At 73.1% G+C, this 15,256-nt stretch carries 17 protein-coding genes; 6 read left to right on the forward strand and 11 right to left on the reverse strand.

The genetic code is table 11. The annotated features are described in order from the left end of the window. Positions 1–14 precede the first annotated feature (14 nt). Positions 15–773: a hypothetical protein gene (locus tag AB0K17_RS01340; protein WP_365969419.1), complete on the reverse strand. Its 759-nt coding sequence runs from the start codon at positions 771–773 to the stop codon at positions 15–17. A 159-nt stretch (positions 774–932) separates the two neighbouring features. Between AB0K17_RS01340 and AB0K17_RS01345 the strand changes: the two genes are divergently transcribed. The 3 genes from AB0K17_RS01345 to AB0K17_RS01355 all read left to right on the forward strand — a co-directional run bounded on the left by AB0K17_RS01345 (position 933) and on the right by AB0K17_RS01355 (position 4,033). Further along, positions 933–2,231, forward strand: a complete 1,299-nt coding sequence (locus tag AB0K17_RS01345) for a CBS domain-containing protein (protein WP_365969417.1) — start codon at positions 933–935, stop codon at positions 2,229–2,231. Between the two features lie 76 nt (positions 2,232–2,307). Continuing rightward, the gene (locus AB0K17_RS01350; protein WP_365969430.1) at positions 2,308–2,829 is read left to right on the forward strand and encodes a DUF1003 domain-containing protein; all 522 of its coding nucleotides are present in this window, start codon (positions 2,308–2,310) and stop codon (positions 2,827–2,829) included. A 43-nt stretch (positions 2,830–2,872) separates the two neighbouring features. Then, positions 2,873–4,033 (forward strand): Mrp/NBP35 family ATP-binding protein, encoded by a 1,161-nt coding sequence (locus tag AB0K17_RS01355; RefSeq protein ID WP_365981719.1) that lies wholly within the window; start codon positions 2,873–2,875, stop codon positions 4,031–4,033. 73 nt (positions 4,034–4,106) lie between these two features. Here AB0K17_RS01355 and AB0K17_RS01360 read toward each other — a convergent pair whose 3' ends face one another. From AB0K17_RS01360 to sigE, 5 genes are all read right to left on the reverse strand, one after another. Further along, on the reverse strand, positions 4,107–4,814 hold the full coding sequence (locus tag AB0K17_RS01360) for a hypothetical protein (RefSeq protein ID WP_365969415.1): 708 nt from the start codon (positions 4,812–4,814) through the stop codon (positions 4,107–4,109). A 115-nt stretch (positions 4,815–4,929) separates the two neighbouring features. Further along, entirely contained in the window at positions 4,930–5,355 is a 426-nt protein-coding gene (locus AB0K17_RS01365; RefSeq protein ID WP_344438305.1) for a sec-independent translocase, read from the reverse strand. Positions 5,356–5,463: 108 nt separating this feature from the next. After that, positions 5,464–7,458: a trypsin-like peptidase domain-containing protein gene (locus AB0K17_RS01370; RefSeq protein ID WP_365981720.1), complete on the reverse strand. Its 1,995-nt coding sequence runs from the start codon at positions 7,456–7,458 to the stop codon at positions 5,464–5,466. 93 nt (positions 7,459–7,551) lie between these two features. Then, the gene (locus AB0K17_RS01375; protein ID WP_365969413.1) at positions 7,552–8,250 is read right to left on the reverse strand and encodes a zf-HC2 domain-containing protein; all 699 of its coding nucleotides are present in this window, start codon (positions 8,248–8,250) and stop codon (positions 7,552–7,554) included. After that, positions 8,247–9,005 carry an RNA polymerase sigma factor SigE gene (gene sigE, locus AB0K17_RS01380; protein WP_365969412.1) on the reverse strand — a complete coding sequence of 253 codons (759 nt, stop codon included), beginning with the start codon at positions 9,003–9,005 and terminating at the stop codon, positions 8,247–8,249. The genes AB0K17_RS01375 and sigE overlap by 4 nt, the downstream gene beginning before the upstream one ends. A gap of 176 nt (positions 9,006–9,181) precedes the next feature. On the opposite strand from sigE, the gene AB0K17_RS01385 reads away from it, so the two are divergent. Then, a complete protein-coding gene (locus AB0K17_RS01385; protein ID WP_365969410.1) occupies positions 9,182–9,847 on the forward strand; it encodes a class I SAM-dependent methyltransferase in 666 nt (221 codons plus the stop codon). Positions 9,848–9,999: 152 nt separating this feature from the next. Here the strand turns inward: AB0K17_RS01385 and AB0K17_RS01390 are convergent, their stop codons facing one another. Next, positions 10,000–10,167 carry a DUF3117 domain-containing protein gene (locus tag AB0K17_RS01390; RefSeq protein WP_079123638.1) on the reverse strand — a complete coding sequence of 56 codons (168 nt, stop codon included), beginning with the start codon at positions 10,165–10,167 and terminating at the stop codon, positions 10,000–10,002. 325 nt (positions 10,168–10,492) lie between these two features. Here AB0K17_RS01390 and AB0K17_RS01395 point away from each other — a divergent pair, with 325 nt between their 5' ends. Then, the gene (locus tag AB0K17_RS01395) at positions 10,493–11,293 is read left to right on the forward strand and encodes an enoyl-CoA hydratase-related protein (RefSeq protein ID WP_365981721.1); all 801 of its coding nucleotides are present in this window, start codon (positions 10,493–10,495) and stop codon (positions 11,291–11,293) included. A 28-nt stretch (positions 11,294–11,321) separates the two neighbouring features. Here AB0K17_RS01395 and AB0K17_RS01400 read toward each other — a convergent pair whose 3' ends face one another. Both AB0K17_RS01400 and AB0K17_RS01405 read right to left on the reverse strand, forming a co-directional pair. Further along, the gene (locus AB0K17_RS01400) at positions 11,322–11,912 is read right to left on the reverse strand and encodes a DNA-3-methyladenine glycosylase I (RefSeq protein ID WP_365969408.1); all 591 of its coding nucleotides are present in this window, start codon (positions 11,910–11,912) and stop codon (positions 11,322–11,324) included. Next, positions 11,909–12,280: a DivIVA domain-containing protein gene (locus AB0K17_RS01405; RefSeq protein ID WP_365981826.1), complete on the reverse strand. Its 372-nt coding sequence runs from the start codon at positions 12,278–12,280 to the stop codon at positions 11,909–11,911. Before AB0K17_RS01405 ends, AB0K17_RS01400 begins: the two co-directional genes overlap by 4 nt. Before the next feature lie 107 nt (positions 12,281–12,387). Here AB0K17_RS01405 and folP point away from each other — a divergent pair, with 107 nt between their 5' ends. Then, a complete protein-coding gene (gene folP, locus AB0K17_RS01410; RefSeq protein ID WP_344439818.1) occupies positions 12,388–13,248 on the forward strand; it encodes a dihydropteroate synthase in 861 nt (286 codons plus the stop codon). Positions 13,249–13,345: 97 nt separating this feature from the next. Here the strand turns inward: folP and AB0K17_RS01415 are convergent, their stop codons facing one another. Further along, positions 13,346–14,095 (reverse strand): TIGR00730 family Rossman fold protein, encoded by a 750-nt coding sequence (locus AB0K17_RS01415; RefSeq protein ID WP_365969407.1) that lies wholly within the window; start codon positions 14,093–14,095, stop codon positions 13,346–13,348. A 61-nt stretch (positions 14,096–14,156) separates the two neighbouring features. Then, positions 14,157–15,236, reverse strand: a complete 1,080-nt coding sequence (dapE, locus tag AB0K17_RS01420; RefSeq protein ID WP_365969406.1) for a succinyl-diaminopimelate desuccinylase — start codon at positions 15,234–15,236, stop codon at positions 14,157–14,159. Positions 15,237–15,256: the final 20 nt, after the last annotated feature.

Here is a 15,256-nt window from a genome sequence, read left to right on the forward strand (position 1 = left end):
CCGCAGGCGCAGGCTCAGCTGCCCACCGGGCCGCCCACCCCGCCGGGGATCTGCGGCTGCTTGCCGTAGTCCACCGTCTGCGACTTCTGCGGCGCCGCCAGCGCAAAGTCCTTGCCCCAGCCGTCCAGCTCCAGCTGCCCCGCCCCGCCGGCCCGCTGCACCCGCAGGGGATACGGCGTGCCGCTCAGGGAGACGTCGAGCGTGCCGCCGCTGCCTCCGCCGCCCGTGACGCGGACGGTCCGTACGCCGCCCACCGCTCCGTGTTCGCCGCGCGCCAGTTTGCCGTGCAGGCCGATGAGCCCGTCGAGCAGGACGTTCTTGTCGGTGAAGCCCTTGAGCCGCTGGTAGGAGGGGTCGTCGCCGGGCACCTTGACGTATTTGTCGTCGAGTTTGCCCGCCGAGACGGACGCCGCCGGCGAGGACGTCGCGCCGCGGGTCCAGAAGGCGGCGGGTGCCTTGAGGTAGAGGTCGTCGCCGACGCGCAGGAGTTCGAAGGCGGTGGGGCCGGCCGAGACGCGGCCGATGCCGCCGTCCTTCTTCAGCCGCATGTCGATGCGGTAGGTACGGCCCTGGGTGACGACGTTGCCGGACAGGTGCACGGCGTCGGCGGAGTTCGCCGCGGTGCGGGCCTTGTCCTGGATGGCGGCGGGTTCGAGCTTGCCGACGCCGTTGGTGCCCGCGTCGGGGTCGTCGCCCCCGGCGCCGCAGGCCGTGAGGACGGCCGTCAGGCCGGCGCACAGCGCTCCCACGAGAGCCGCGTTACGGGTTCGCACCTTGAGCCCCTGCCTCCTGCTTACCGGTGGATACGGCAGCGTACCCGCCGCCCCGGCGGTGGATCGCGGCAGTCCGTACGGCCCTCTCTCCCGCGCCGGGGCAAACCGGGTCACGTTAGCCTGAACCGGACCGACGAAACCGTGAGGAGGTGCGCGGCCATGGCAGGAGGCGCGCCGCGGGTGTTCGTCTCCCACCTGTCGGGCGTGGCCGTCTTCGACCCCAACGGCGACCAGGTGGGCCGCGTCCGCGACCTGGTGGCGATGCTGCGGGTGGGCGGCCGGCCGCCGCGCGTGCTGGGCCTGGTGGTGGAGGTCGTCAGCCGCCGCCGGATCTTCCTGCCGATGACCCGGGTGACCGGTGTGGAGTCGGGCCAGGTCATCACCACGGGCGTGGTGAACATGCGCCGCTTCGAGCAGCGCCCGACGGAGACGATGGTGCTCGGGGAGCTGCTGGACCGCCGGGTGCGGCTGGTGGAGTCGGACGAGGAGGTGACGGTCCTCGACGTGTCGATCACCCAGCTGCCGGCCCGCCGCGACTGGCAGATCGACAAGGTCTTCGTCCGCCGCGGCAAGGGTGGCGCCCTGCGCCGCAAGGGCGAGACGCTGACCGTCGAGTGGTCGGCGGTCACCGGTTTCTCGCTGGAGGAGCACGGTCAGGGCGCGGCGAACCTGCTGGCCACCTTCGAGCGGCTGCGGCCGGCGGACCTGGCGAACGTCCTGCACCACCTGTCCCCCAAACGGCGTGCCGAGGTCGCCGCCGCCCTCGACGACGACCGGCTGGCCGACGTGCTGGAGGAGCTGCCGGAGGACGACCAGATCGAGATCCTCGGCAAGCTGAAGGAGGAGCGCGCCGCGGACGTACTGGAGGCCATGGACCCCGACGACGCCGCCGACCTGCTCTCCGAGCTGCCGGAGGAGGAGAAGGAGCGGCTCCTGACGCTGATGGAGCCGGGCGACGCGGCGGACGTGCGCCGGCTGATGGCGTACGAGGAGCACACGGCGGGCGGTCTGATGACGACCGAGCCGATCGTGCTGCGGCCGGACGCGACGGTGGCCGACGCGCTGGCCCGGGTGCGCAACCCGGACCTGTCCCCCGCGCTGGCCGCCCAGGTGTACGTGTGCCGGCCGCCGGACGAGACGCCGACCGGGAAGTACCTGGGCACCGTGCACTTCCAGCGGCTGCTGCGCGACCCGCCCTTCACCCTGGTGGGCTCGCTCGTGGACACCGATCTGCGGCCGCTGCCGCCGACCACGCCGCTGCCGGCGCTCACCAGCTACCTGGCCACGTACAACATGGTCTCGGTGCCGGTGGTGGACGAGAGCGGTTCGCTGCTGGGCGCGGTCACGGTCGACGACGTCCTGGACCACCTGCTGCCGGAGGACTGGCGGGAGACCGAACTGCACCACGGGGTGCCGGGGATGACCGACCTGCCGGAGGCGACCCGTGGCCGGGACTGACCGCGGCGGCCGCGACTTCGGGCTGCACAGCCGCACCGAGCGGGCGGCCGAGCGGGCCCGGGCCCAGTCGGCCGCCGTGCACCCGCACGAGCGGGCGGCATCGCGCGTACGGCTGGACCTGCCGCGGCCCAAGCGGCGCGGCTGGCTGCCGGAGTACGACCCGGAGGCGTTCGGGCGGCTGTCGGAGAAGATCGCCCGGTTCCTGGGCACGGGGCGCTTCATCGTCTGGATGACGGTCGTCATCATCCTGTGGGTGGTGTGGAACGTCTCGGCGCCCGGGCGGCTGCGCTTCGACCAGTACCCGTTCATCTTCCTGACGCTCGCCCTGTCCCTGCAGGCGTCGTACGCGGCGCCGCTGATCCTCCTCGCGCAGAACCGCCAGGACGACCGCGACCGGGTCAACCTGGAGCAGGACCGCAAGCAGAACGAGCGCTCCATCGCCGACACCGAGTACCTGACGCGGGAGATCGCGGCGCTGCGCATGGGCCTGGGCGAGGTGGCGACGCGGGACTGGATCCGCTCGGAGTTCCAGGAGCTGGTCAAGGAGCTGGAGGAGCGCGGGGTATTCCCACCGGAGAGTGAGGAAGGCGACCGCTGAGAGGCTTTCCCCGGGCCCGCCGCCGCGCCGTACCATCGACCGTATGGCTACCGATACGTACGGCACCGCCGCGCCGAGCGAAGAGGCGATCCGCGCCGCGCTCGCGACGGTCAACGACCCCGAGATCCAGCGACCCATCACCGACCTGGGGATGGTCAAATCGGTGGAGATCGCGGCGGACGGTACGGTCGCGGTCGCCATCTACCTGACGGTCGCCGGCTGCCCCATGCGCGACAAGATCACGTCGCTGGTCACCGAGGCCGTCTCGCGCGTCGAGGGCGTCGCGGGCGTGGGCGTCGAGCTGGACGTGATGAGCGACGAGCAGCGCCGCGAGCTCGCCTCCTCCCTGCGCGGCGGGCAGGCCGAGCGCGAGGTGCCCTTCGCCAAGCCCGGCTCCCTGACCCGGGTGTACGCGGTGGCCTCCGGCAAGGGCGGCGTCGGCAAGTCGTCGGTGACGGTCAACCTGGCCGCGGCCATGGCGGCCGACGGGATGAAGGTCGGCGTCGTCGACGCCGACATCTACGGCCACTCCGTGCCGCGCATGCTGGGCGCGGACGGGCGTCCCACCCAGGTCGAGAACATGATCATGCCGCCGTCGGCCAACGGTGTGAAGGTCATCTCGATCGGCATGTTCACCCCCGGCAACGCGCCGGTCGTCTGGCGCGGCCCGATGCTGCACCGCGCACTGCAGCAGTTCCTCGCCGACGTCTACTGGGGCGACCTGGACGTGCTGCTGCTGGACCTGCCCCCGGGCACCGGCGACATCGCCATCTCCGTCGCCCAGCTGGTGCCCAACGCCGAGATCCTCGTCGTGACCACGCCCCAGCAGGCCGCGGCCGAGGTCGCCGAGCGGGCCGGCTCCATCGCCGTGCAGACCCACCAGAAGATCGTCGGCGTCGTCGAGAACATGTCCGGGCTGCCGTGCCCGCACTGCGACGAGATGGTCGACGTCTTCGGCACCGGGGGCGGCCAGCTGGTCGCGGACGGCCTCTCCCGCACCACGGGCACCAATGTGCCGGTGCTGGGCTCCATCCCGATCGACGTACGCCTGCGCGAGGGCGGCGACGAGGGCAAGCCGGTCGTGCTGACCGACCCCGACTCCCCCGCGGGCAGCGCGCTGCGGGCCATCGCCGGCAAGCTCGGCGGCCGCCAGCGCGGCCTGGCGGGCATGTCGCTGGGCATCACGCCGCGCAACAAGTTCTGAGCCCGGCCGGGCAACGAAGCAAGGGGCTGTCCTCCAAGGAGGACAGCCCCTTACTTCTGCTATTGCTGCTGCGTCACTGGTAGTCGGTGATGTTCTTGATCACCGAGAAGCCCATGCCGTACGCGCTCATCCCGCGCCCGTACGCACCGATGTGCACCCCGCCCTCCTCGGGCGAACCGGCCAGCACCCAGCCGTACTCCGACTCCCGGTAGCGGAAGTCGGTGGGCACCCCGTCGACCGGCAGCGACAGCGTCGACCACGGCGCCTCGTCCAGGTGGTCGGCCAGCTCCCAGGCGAGCGCCGTCTGCTGGTCCAGCCAGTCCTGCCGCAGCGCCCGCTCCATCTGGGACGGCCAGGTACAGGCCAGCAGACCCGAACCGGCGAGCCAGGCGGCCGAGGAGACCGAGGTGGCCTCCAGCACGCCCGTACCGTCCGCGCTGCGCCGCACCGGCCTGCTCGCCACCGTCACCACGACCGCGAACCGCTGGGTGGCCGTCTCGTGCTCGACCCGGCCCATCCGCAGCTGCGGCTCCACGCCGTGCCCGGTCGCACCGTGCTCCACGGTGCCGTCCGCCGCGGCACCCACCTGCATCAGCCAGCGCGGCCCGGTGTAGGCCCCGTCCAGGCCGTACCACGGGAACGACGCCAGGAGATAGCCGTCCACCGAGCGCCGGTCCCCGGAATCGCCCGGGACCCCTTCCCGCGCCTGAACGGCGGACGCATCGGCCGTACCGGCGGCAGTGCCACCCCCGTGCGCCCCAACCCGACCCGTCGTCTCCATCTGCGCGGCGCCTCCTCGTAGCCCCTCGTCATGGGCGCGCCGACCGTCACGGTCGGCTGCACTCCAAACACAGGGAGAATAGCCACCCCCGTCAATGGGGACCCGCATACCCGGGTCAGGTGGCGTCTGCGTCGTAGGGGGGTCGCTCGCCCGGCTGGAGGTTCTCGCGCTTCTTCAGGAGGTCCGGAGTGCCGGCCGAGGGTGCAGCCGGCTCCGGGGTGCGGCCGTGCACCGCGTCCGCGACCTCGGCCATGTCGCCCTTGAAGTCGAAGCCGTTGCGGATCTCCTTCAGCCCCAGCTCGTCCTTCTCCAGCACGTGCTTGCGCACGAACGTCTTGGGGTTGAGGTCCTCGAACTCGAAGTCCTTGAACTCCGGACCCAGCTCGGAGCGGATGTCCTCCTTGGCGTTCTCGGAGAACTGCCGGATCCTGCGCAGGGTGCGCGACACGTCCTGGATCAGCTTCGGGAGCTTGTCGGGGCCGAAGATGAGCACGGCAAGGACGACGAGCGTGACCAGCTCGAGGCCTCCTATGTCGAGCACGTTGCACAGCTCCTTGGGGGTCGGCGGCCGGGGGTCGGCCGTCTATCACGGTACCTGGCCGAGCAGTCCCCCCGGGAGACACGTCCGCCAATAAAGGACGAACACACGTCAGCCCGAGGAGGCCGAACCCAGCACCAGCCGCACCGTGCGCCGGGCGCCGTCGTGCTCGACGGTCAGCTCCAGGCCGTCACCGGGACGGTGACTGCGCACCTTGACGATCAGCTCCTGGCCGCTGTGCACGGGCACGCCGTCCACCTTCGTGATCACATCGCCCGGCCGGATGCCCGCCTTCTCCGCGGGACTGCCCGGGCTCACGCCCGGAGTGCCGGCACTGTCGGTGTTCACCCGTGCGCCGTCGCCCGAGTAGCCCATGTCCACCGAGACGCCGATCACCGGATGGGTGGCCCGCCCGGTACGGATCAGCTCCTCGGCGACGCGCCTGGCCTGGTTGATCGGTATCGCGAAGCCCAGGCCGATGCTGCCGCCCTGGCTGCGGCCGGAGTCGCCGTTGCCGTCCCCCGCCGAACGGATGGCGCTGTTGATCCCGATGACCCGGGCCTGGGCGTCCATCAACGGCCCCCCGGAGTTGCCCGGGTTGATGGGGGCGTCCGTCTGCAGCGCGTTCACGTAGCTCACGTCGCTGCCGCCGCTGCCGTCCTCGTCGTCGCCCTTCTTGTGACCGCCCGCGGTGATCGGGCGGTCCTTGGCGCTGATGATCCCGGTGGTCACCGTGCCGGCGAGATCGAACGGCGCACCGATCGCCACGACCGAGTCGCCGACGCGGACGGAATCGGAGTTGCCGAGCGTGAGCGGGCTCAGGCCCGCGATCCCCGACACCTTGATGACGGCCAGGTCGTAGCCGCCGTCCCGGCCGACGAGGGTCGCCTTCGCGCTCTGCCCGCCGTTGAAGGTCACGGATATGGACCCGCTGCCGGAGGCTGCCGCCTGCACCACGTGATTGTTGGTGAGGATGTGCCCCTTCTTGTCCAGCACGAACCCGGTACCGGTGCTCTGACCGCCACCGCCGCGCACATGAATGGTCACCACCCCGGGCAGTGCCCGGGCCGCGATCCCGGCAATGCTCCCGGGCGCACGCTCCCCACCCCCGGCGGACGCCTGCGGCAACACGACACCGCTCTCGAAGGCGCCGTTGCGCTCCAAGTACACGCCGACGCCCCCACCGACCACACCGGCGACGAGGGCCACCCCGACGGCTCCGGCGATCAGCCGCCCGCGGCTGCCGCTGCCGCCCTTGGGCGGCCGAGTGCCGCCCCCACCGGCGGCGGAAACGGCCCAGGGGTCGTAGGCCCAGGCCCCCCGGGCCGGGGGCGCGGCAGGGCCGCCCTCGGGTGCGGCCGGCGGGCGTGCGTCGGTCGCCGGGGGCCCGGCAGGCACGCCTGCGGGCGCCGCGCCGGGCGCCTCGTCGTAGGGGACGTCCGCCGTTGCCGGGGGCGCAGCTGCCGGCGCCTCCTTGTCCAGCCGCACGGCGCCCTGGGCGGCCGTCGGGGCAGGGGCCTGTCCCGCCGCGCCGGCGGCCGTCGCGGCAGGAGCCGGCCCGGCGGCCGGAACCGGTGGGGCCTCGTCCGCAGCCTGCACCGGAACGCCCGGTGCCGGTGCCGCGGAGGCGGGTGTCGCCGGCAGCGGGGGCGCCGCGGGGGACGGAACCGTCGGCGGGGTCGCCGGAGGCGCCGGCTGGGCCGGGACGTGGAGCTGGGGCAGGGTGGGGCGCTGGACGGGCGGGGCGGGTGCCCAGGGGCCCGGGCCGCCGTACGGCGGCGTGCTGTACGGGTCGGGCGCGTGCAGCGGGCGCTGGGGCTGCGCGGGGATCCCGGCGCCGTACGAGCCGCCCTGCGGCACCGCACCCTCGACGGCGGGAGCACTCGCGGGCACCCCGTGCGGCGCAGGGGCACCGGGCACGGTCGCCGCCGGGACGCCGGCACCGTACGGCGCCTGCGTGGGCGCCGTCGGCGTTCCGTACGGCATGGGTGCTGCCGGCTCGGGGGCGCCGTGAGGCGCCGGGGCGGCAGGGCCGCGGCTCCACCAGTGGCGGCGCTTCGTCGGCGCGGACGCGCGCGCCTGACCGTCGTCCATGCCCATGCTCATGGCTCTCCCCGTTCGTCCGTGGGGCGCGGCGGGCGCGCTCCACGGACGATTACACCAGGTCCCCGCGCGTACGCGGAGGGGAGGTGGGCGGCCTCAGGGAGCGGTGGCGGTCGGCCCCGCGAGGCCGGCGCGGGCCAGGGGTGGCAGGGCCGGGGCCGGTGAGGGGCGCAGCAGCGAGACGCTCGTCGCGGACTGTTGCCGCTCGCTGCCGGCCTGCCGTGCGAGGTCGCGTTCGTTGCCCGCGTAGCCGGGGGTGACGGCGAGGGTGTTGGCGGCCGTGCCGGGGCCGCCGCCGCGGCTCTGGGGCGGTGCGACGGCGGTCTGCAGGGGTTGTGCTCCGGCCAGGGCGATCGCGGCGAGCGAGACGGCTCCGGCGGCGGCGAAGGCGAAGCGGCGCCCCCGGGAGGCGGCGCGCACGGCTGCCGCGTCCGCCGTCTGCCCGTGCGCGTCAGGGTTGCGCACGGGGTGGATGCGGAAGCCGCGGTCGAGCGGGAGCACGGCGACGCCGCCGGGTGGGCCCGACGGGCCGTCACCGTCCTCCCGGCCGAGGTCCGCGACGGGCAGGCTCTGGAGCCTGGCGAGCAGTGAGTCGGACAGGGGCGGTGGCGCGGACTGCGCGAACGCGTTCTTGAGCCGGCGCTGCGCGTCGGCTTCGGCTTTGCATTTCCAGCAGGTGGCGAGGTGGGCGAGCACCCGCTCCCGCGATTCGTGCCCCAACTCCCCGTCGACGAGGGCAGCGAGGCGGTCGCCGAGGTGGTGCTCGGCGGGGGACTGACCGCCGGAGGTGGTCACGCGAGTCCGACCTCCCCACCCATGGCGACGGCGGCCACGGCGCGCTGCTCGGACCGGGCGGCGGGCGAGCGGTGCTGCAGGGCCTTGCGCAGGTGCGAGCGGCCGCGGTGGATGCGGCTGCGCACGGTGCCGAGCTTGACGTTGAGGGTCGCGGCGATCTCCTCGTAGGAGAGGCCCTCGATGTCGCACAGGACGACGGCGGCGCGGAACTCCGGGGCGAGCGTGTCCAGCGCCTGCTGGACGTCCGCGTCGAAGTGGGTGTCGTTGAAGTGCTGCTGGGGGGAGGGCTCGCGGCTGGGCAGCCGCTCGGCGGCGTCGTCGCCGAGCGCGTCGAAGCGGATGCGCTGCCTGCGCCGGACCATGTCGAGGAAGAGGTTGGTGGTGATGCGGTGCAGCCACCCCTCGAAGGTGCCGGGGGTGTAGGTCGACAGGGAGCGGAAGACGCGGACGAAGACTTCCTGCGTCAGGTCCTCGGCGTCGTGCTGATTGCCCGTCAGGCGGTAGGCGAGGCGGTAGACCCTGGCGCTGTGCGTGCTGACGATCTCCTCCCAGCTGGGGGGAGTCCAGGCCTGCGGATCCGCATCGGTGGCGAAGGTCGCGGTGGCTGCGGCGTGGGAACGGTCAGCGGTGTAGGTCACGGATTTCGGCTCGGCGGCGGACCTCGGGCGCAGGAGCCGGAGCAACCCGCGACGGTCGCCGACCGCAGCCGCACCTCCCCTGTCGGCTCTGGTGGTGTCCAGTGGAGCCCCTACCATATCCACCTCGCCCGTTAGCTCCGGATAAGCATTTTTGACCCGGATTTTGTCCTTGATCCACCGGATTCGTGGACGCCCTTCCGGGCCCGGGCGGTTCCGGCTGCGCCCGCGCTCTCCTGCCCCCTCAACGCCCGGTCCCATCTGCGGGTTCCCGGGGGCAGCGGATACAGTCACCGTTGCGTCGACTACGGGGACAGGAGAGGGCCATTACCGGCAACCAGCAGACCAGCTGGGCGTTCGCCGATGTGTTCGTCGCCGAGGACGAGGCGCTGCGCTGGGCCCGGGAGCGGGCCTACGACGCAGGGCTCCGCTCGGTGTCGAACGGCACCGGTGCGGCGCTGCGCCTGCTCGCCGCCGCGGTGGACGCCAAGGCCGTCGCCGAGATCGGCACGGGCACGGGCGTCTCCGGCATCCACCTCCTGCACGGCATGCGCCCCGACGGCGTGCTCACCACGGTGGACAGCGACCCCGAGTGCCAGCAGTTCGCCCGGCAGGCCTTCCGCGCCGCCGGCTTCGCCGCCAACCGGGCCCGCTTCATCCCCGGACCGGCCCTGGAGGTGCTGCCGCGCCTGGCCGACGGCGGCTACGACCTGGTCTTCTGCGACGGGGACCGGCTGGAGTGCCTGGACTACCTAGCCGAATCGTTGCGCCTGCTGCGGCCGGGCGGGCTGGTGTGCTTCGAGGGGGTCTTCGCCGACGGCCGCACCGTCGACGCGTCCCTGCCGCCGGCCGAGGTCCAGCACCTGCGCGAACTGCTGCGCACGGTGCGCGAGTCGGCGGCGCTGGTGCCGTCGCTGCTGCCGGTGGGGGACGGCCTGCTGTGCGCCGTCCGGCGCGGCTGACCCGGCGACGGCGCGGGGTGCGCTCACGCGCCGTACGACCGGCCCCGTGCGACCGGCCCCGCACGACGGCCCCCGGGCATGCCACCGCCCCGGGGCCGGACGGAACCGGCCACCGGGGCGGTGGGACATCTATTGGCCTGTGCGCCTGTGCGTCAGACGGCGACCTTCTCCAGGGCCTCGCCGAGAGCCTTGGCCTCATCCGGGGTCAGCTCGACGACGAGACGACCGCCGCCCTCAAGCGGAACCCGCATGACGATGCCCCGCCCCTCCTTGGTCACCTCGAGCGGGCCGTCGCCCGTCCGCGGCTTCATGGCCGCCATGCTCGTTCCCCTTCCTGAAACCAGCTTGTCGCAGCCGACAACCCAGGTGTCACCGGCATCGAACACATTGCTTCCAGGCCATTATCCCGCATCGCGCGACCCAATGACCAACATCGGTCCGCAATCCTTCGGCAACACGCTGCCGCAAAACCACTCAATTCGGCGATCGCGAGGTATTCGCGGGTCCCTCTCTGGGCCCTCACGGTGGCCGATTCTTTGACGCAGGTCACATATCGGCTGCGGATGATCTCCGGCATCCTGGCCCCCGTAACCAGAACGGCATGGGGGACCACCCCATCCGGAGCCGACGGAGGAGGGGCCGCACATGGCGGACGCCGTGCTGTACGAGGTGACCGACGGGCTCGCGACGATCACCCTGAATCGTCCCGACGCGATGAACGCGATGAACACGGAGACCAAGGTCGCCCTGCGCGACTGCCTGCGGCAGGCCGCCGAGGACACGGCCGTACGGGCGGTGCTGCTGACCGCCACCGGGCGGGCCTTCTGCGTCGGCCAGGACCTCAAGGAGCACGTCGGCGCCCTGGCCGCGGACCGGGAGCACGGCACCCGCGACGCCATGAACACGGTCGAGGAGCACTACAACCCGATCGTCACCGCGATCGCCGGCATGCCGAAGCCCGTCGTCGCCGGGGTCAACGGGGTCGCGGCGGGAGCCGGTGCGGGCTTCGCCTTCGCGGCGGACTACCGGGTGGTGGCGGACACGGCGTCCTTCAACACGTCCTTCGCGGGGGTCGCGCTGACCGCCGACTCCGGGGTCTCGTGGACCCTGCCCCGCCTCATCGGCCACGGCCGCGCCGCCGGCCTGCTGCTCTTCCCCCGGAACGTGCCCGCGCAGGAGGCGTACGACCTGGGCATCGCGAACGAGATCGTCCCGGCACAGGACCTCGCGGAGCGGGCACGGACCGTGGCCCGGAAGCTGGCGGAGGGCCCCACGGGCGCCTACGCGGCGATCAAGGAGTCCCTGGCGTACGGGTCCGCGCACGGGCTGGCGGAGACCCTGGACACGGAGGAGCGGCTGCAGCGGGCCGCGGCCACGACGGAGGACCACGGCATCGCCGTGGCCGCCTTCCTGGCCAAGGAGCGCCCCCGCTTCGTGGGCCACTGACCCCGCCACGGCGCCCCGTAGGGGCGCCCTAACGCGCGTGGCAGTCCGCCAGGTGGTCGTTCACCAGTCCGCACGCCTGCATCAGCGCGTACGCCGTCGTCGGCCCCACGAAGCGGAAGCCGCGTCGCTTGAGCTCCTTGGCCAGCGCCGTCGACTCCGGCGTGATCGCCGGTACGTCCGCCGCCGTCCTGGGCGCCGGGCGGCCCGGCGAGGGGGCGAAGGACCACACGAGCGCGTCCAGCTCCCCCGGGCCGAGCTCCGCCGCGGCCCGGGCGTTCGCGATCGACGCGGTGATCTTGGCCCGGTTGCGGATGATGCCCGTGTCGGACAGCAGCCGCTCGACGTCCGCGTCGTCGAAGGCGGCCACCTCGGCGATGGAGAAGCCGGCGAACGCCGTCCGGAAGCCCTCGCGCCGCCGCAGGATCGTCAGCCACGACAGGCCCGACTGGAACGCCTCCAGGCATATCCGCTCGAACAGCGCGTCGTCGCCGTGCACCGCGTGGCCCCACTCGGTGTCGTGGTAGACGCGGTAGTCCGCCCCGGACTCGGTGTCCAGGCCGCCCCACGGGCAGCGGGCCAGCCCGTCCGGGCCGATGACGACAGCGCTCGCGGTGCTCATGACGCCCCCTCCTCGTGGCCCTCGGGGCCTCGCGTCTCCTTGTCCAGCAGCCCCCGCACCCCTATCGCCGCGGCCTGCGCGCCGGCGAGGGCGGCCTCCAGCTCGGCGATGCGGGCGTCGCGCTCGGCGAGCTCGGCGCCGAGGCGGTCGAGGGCGTCGTCGGTCTCCGCCATGCGGTAGCCGCGCAGGGCGAGCGGCAGGCGCAGCGCCTCGACGTCGGCGCGGGCGACCGGGCGGCTGCCGGGCAGGGGCCAGGCCATGCGCTCGGGCGCCGCCTCGGGCAGCACGCCGCGCTCGCCGCCGCCGGCCACGGCGAGCGTGACCGCGGCGACCACCACGACCAGCGCGATGAGCAGGAACCAGAACACGGCCGTCTCCCCGTCAGTCATCCGTCAGCCAAACCGTCCACCCCGATCGTGCCATGCCCCACCGACAGTTAAGGTCGCTGCCGGACCACGGAGAGGAAGCTGGGGACATGCTGAGGCTGGGACGGCGCGAGTTCGCCGACCACGAACCGGTGATCATGGCGATCGTGAACCGCACGCCGGACTCCTTCTACGACCAGGGCGCCACCTTCAGCGACGAACCGGCACTGGCCCGCGTGGAGCAGGCGGTGGCCGAGGGTGCCGCGATCATCGACATCGGCGGGGTCAAGGCGGGCCCGGGCGAAGAGGTGACGGCCGAGGAGGAGGCCCGCCGGACGGTGGGCTTCGTGGCCGAGGTGCGCCGCCGCCACCCGGACGTGGTGATCAGCGTGGACACCTGGCGGCACGAGGTCGGCGAGGCGGTGTGCGAAGCGGGCGCCGACCTGCTCAACGACGCCTGGGGCGGGGTGGACCCGAAGCTGGCCGAGGTGGCGGCCCGGCACGGCGCGGGCCTGGTGTGCACGCACGCGGGCGGCGTGGAGCCGCGCACCCGCCCGCACCGGGTGGAGTACGAGGACGTGATGGCGGACATCCTGCGCGTCACCGTGGGGCTGGCCGAGCGCGCGGCGGCACTGGGCGTGCGGCGCGACGGCATCCTGATCGACCCCGGTCACGACTTCGGCAAGAACACCCGCCACTCGCTGGAGGCGACGCGGCGGCTGGAGGAGATGACGCGGACGGGGTGGCCGGTGCTGGTCTCCCTGTCGAACAAGGACTTCGTCGGGGAGACCCTGGACCGGCCGGTCAAGGAGCGGCTGCTGGGCACCCTGGCCACGACGGCGGTCTCCGCGTGGCTGGGTGCACAGGTCTACCGCGTCCACGAGGTGGCGGAGACGAAGCAGGTGCTGGACATGGTCGCCTCCATCGCCGGCCACCGGCCCCCTGCGGTGGCCCGGCGCGGACTGGCCTAGCCGGCCGGCCGGTGCGTCTCCGGCGCCCCGTGAGGGGCGCGGGGAACTGCGCGATCAGCCACCGACGGCCTGCAGCCGAAGATCGGCCGGACACGGCCTAGGCTCCCGCCTCCTTCGTCACCAGGGTCACCGCTTCGTCGACGTCGTCGGTGACGTGGAAGAGCTCCAGGTCGTGCAGGCCGACCTTGCCCTCGGCAACCAGCGTGCCCTTGAGCCAGTCGACCAGGCCCTGCCAGTACGCGGCGCCGAAGAGGACGATCGGGAAGCGGGTGACCTTCTTGGTCTGGACGAGCGTGAGGGCCTCGAAGAGCTCGTCCAGGGTGCCCAGGCCGCCCGGCAGCACCACGAAGCCGCTCGCGTACTTCACGAACATCGTCTTGCGCACGAAGAAGTAGCGGAAGTCGACGCCGAGATTGACGTACGGGTTGAGCCCCTGTTCGAAGGGCAGCTCGATGCCCAGGCCGACGGAGACGCCGCCGGCCTCCATGGCTCCTCTGTTGGCGGCCTCCATCGCGCCGGGGCCGCCGCCGGTGATGACGGCGAAGCCGGCCTCGACCAGGCCGCGGCCGATGGCGACGCCCGCCTCGTACTCGGCGCTGCCCGGGCGGGTGCGGGCGGAGCCGAAGACGCTGATGGCAGGGGGAAGTTCGGCGAGGGCACCGAAGCCCTCGACGAACTCCGACTGGATGCGCAGGACCCGGAAGGGGTCCTCGTGCACCCAGTCCGCCGTGCCGCGGGTGTCGAGCAGGTGCTGGTCGGTGGTGCCCGCCTGCATCTGGCTCTGGCGCCGTACGACCGGCCCGCGGCGCTGCTCCCGCAGTGCCCGCATCTCCTCGGAACTGACCATGCCGAGCTCCCTCCGCTGCAGAGATCGTTGGCAGTCCAGCCTAGGCCCCCGGCGGGGCGTGTCAGCCGGTCAGCCAGGTGCGCAGCCGCTCCTCGCAGTGGAGGATCCGTTCGGTGCGCACGTGTTCGTCCCGCTTGTGGGCGTAGAGGGCGTCGCCGGGGCCGTAGTTGACGGCGGGTACGCCGAGGGCGCTGAAGCGGGAGACGTCCGTCCACCCGAACTTGGGCAGGGCCGTGCCACCGACGGCCGCCATGAAGGCCTGTGCGGCGGGGTGGGTGAGGCCTGGGCGGGCGCCGGGCGAGTGGTCGTCGACGACGAATTCGCTCACCCCGCAGTCGGCGAAGACCTCGCGCACGTGGGCGAGGGCCTCCTCCTCGGTGCGGTCGGGGGCGTAGCGGAAGTTCACCGTCACGGTGCACGCGTCGGGGATGACGTTGGTGGCGACGCCGCCCTCGATGCGCACGGCGTTGAGGCCCTCGTGGTACTGCAGGCCGTCGACGACGGGGCGGCGGGGCTCGTAGGCGGCGAGCCGGGCGAGGACGGGTGCGGCGGTGTGGATGGCGTTGGAGCCCATCCAGCTGCGCGCGGAGTGGGCGCGCTCGCCGGTGGTGCGCAGGTGCACGCGCAGGGTGCCCTGGCAGCCGCCCTCGACCTGGCCGTCGGTGGGCTCCAGGAGGACGGCGAAGTCGCCGGCGAGCCAGTCGGGGTGGGCCTCGGCGACGTGCCCGAGCCCGTTGAGGTGGGCGGCGACCTCTTCGTTGTCGTAGAAGACGAAGGTCAGGTCGCGGTTGGGGGCGGGCACGGTGGCGGCGATGCGCAGCTGGACGGCGACGCCGGACTTCATGTCGCTGGTGCCGCAGCCCCACAGGATGCCGTTCTCGTCGAGCCGCGAGGGCACGTTGTCGGCGATGGGGACGGTGTCGATGTGGCCGGCGAGGACGACGCGCTCGGTGCGGCCGAGGTTCGTCCGGGCGACGACGTTGTTGCCGTGCCGGTCGACGGTCAGGTGCGGCAGGGCGCGCAGTGCCTGCTCGATGGCGTCGGCGAGGTCCTTCTCGGCACCGCTTTCGGAACGGAAGTCGACGAGCCGTGCGGTGAGGGCGGCGGCGTCGAGGGACAGGTCCAGTGCGGTGTGATCCATGCCGCGAGCCTAACGCGGTC

The sequence above is a fragment of the Streptomyces sp. NPDC049585 genome, assembly GCF_040675615.1.
Taxonomy (GTDB): domain Bacteria; phylum Actinomycetota; class Actinomycetes; order Streptomycetales; family Streptomycetaceae; genus Streptomyces; species Streptomyces luteosporeus.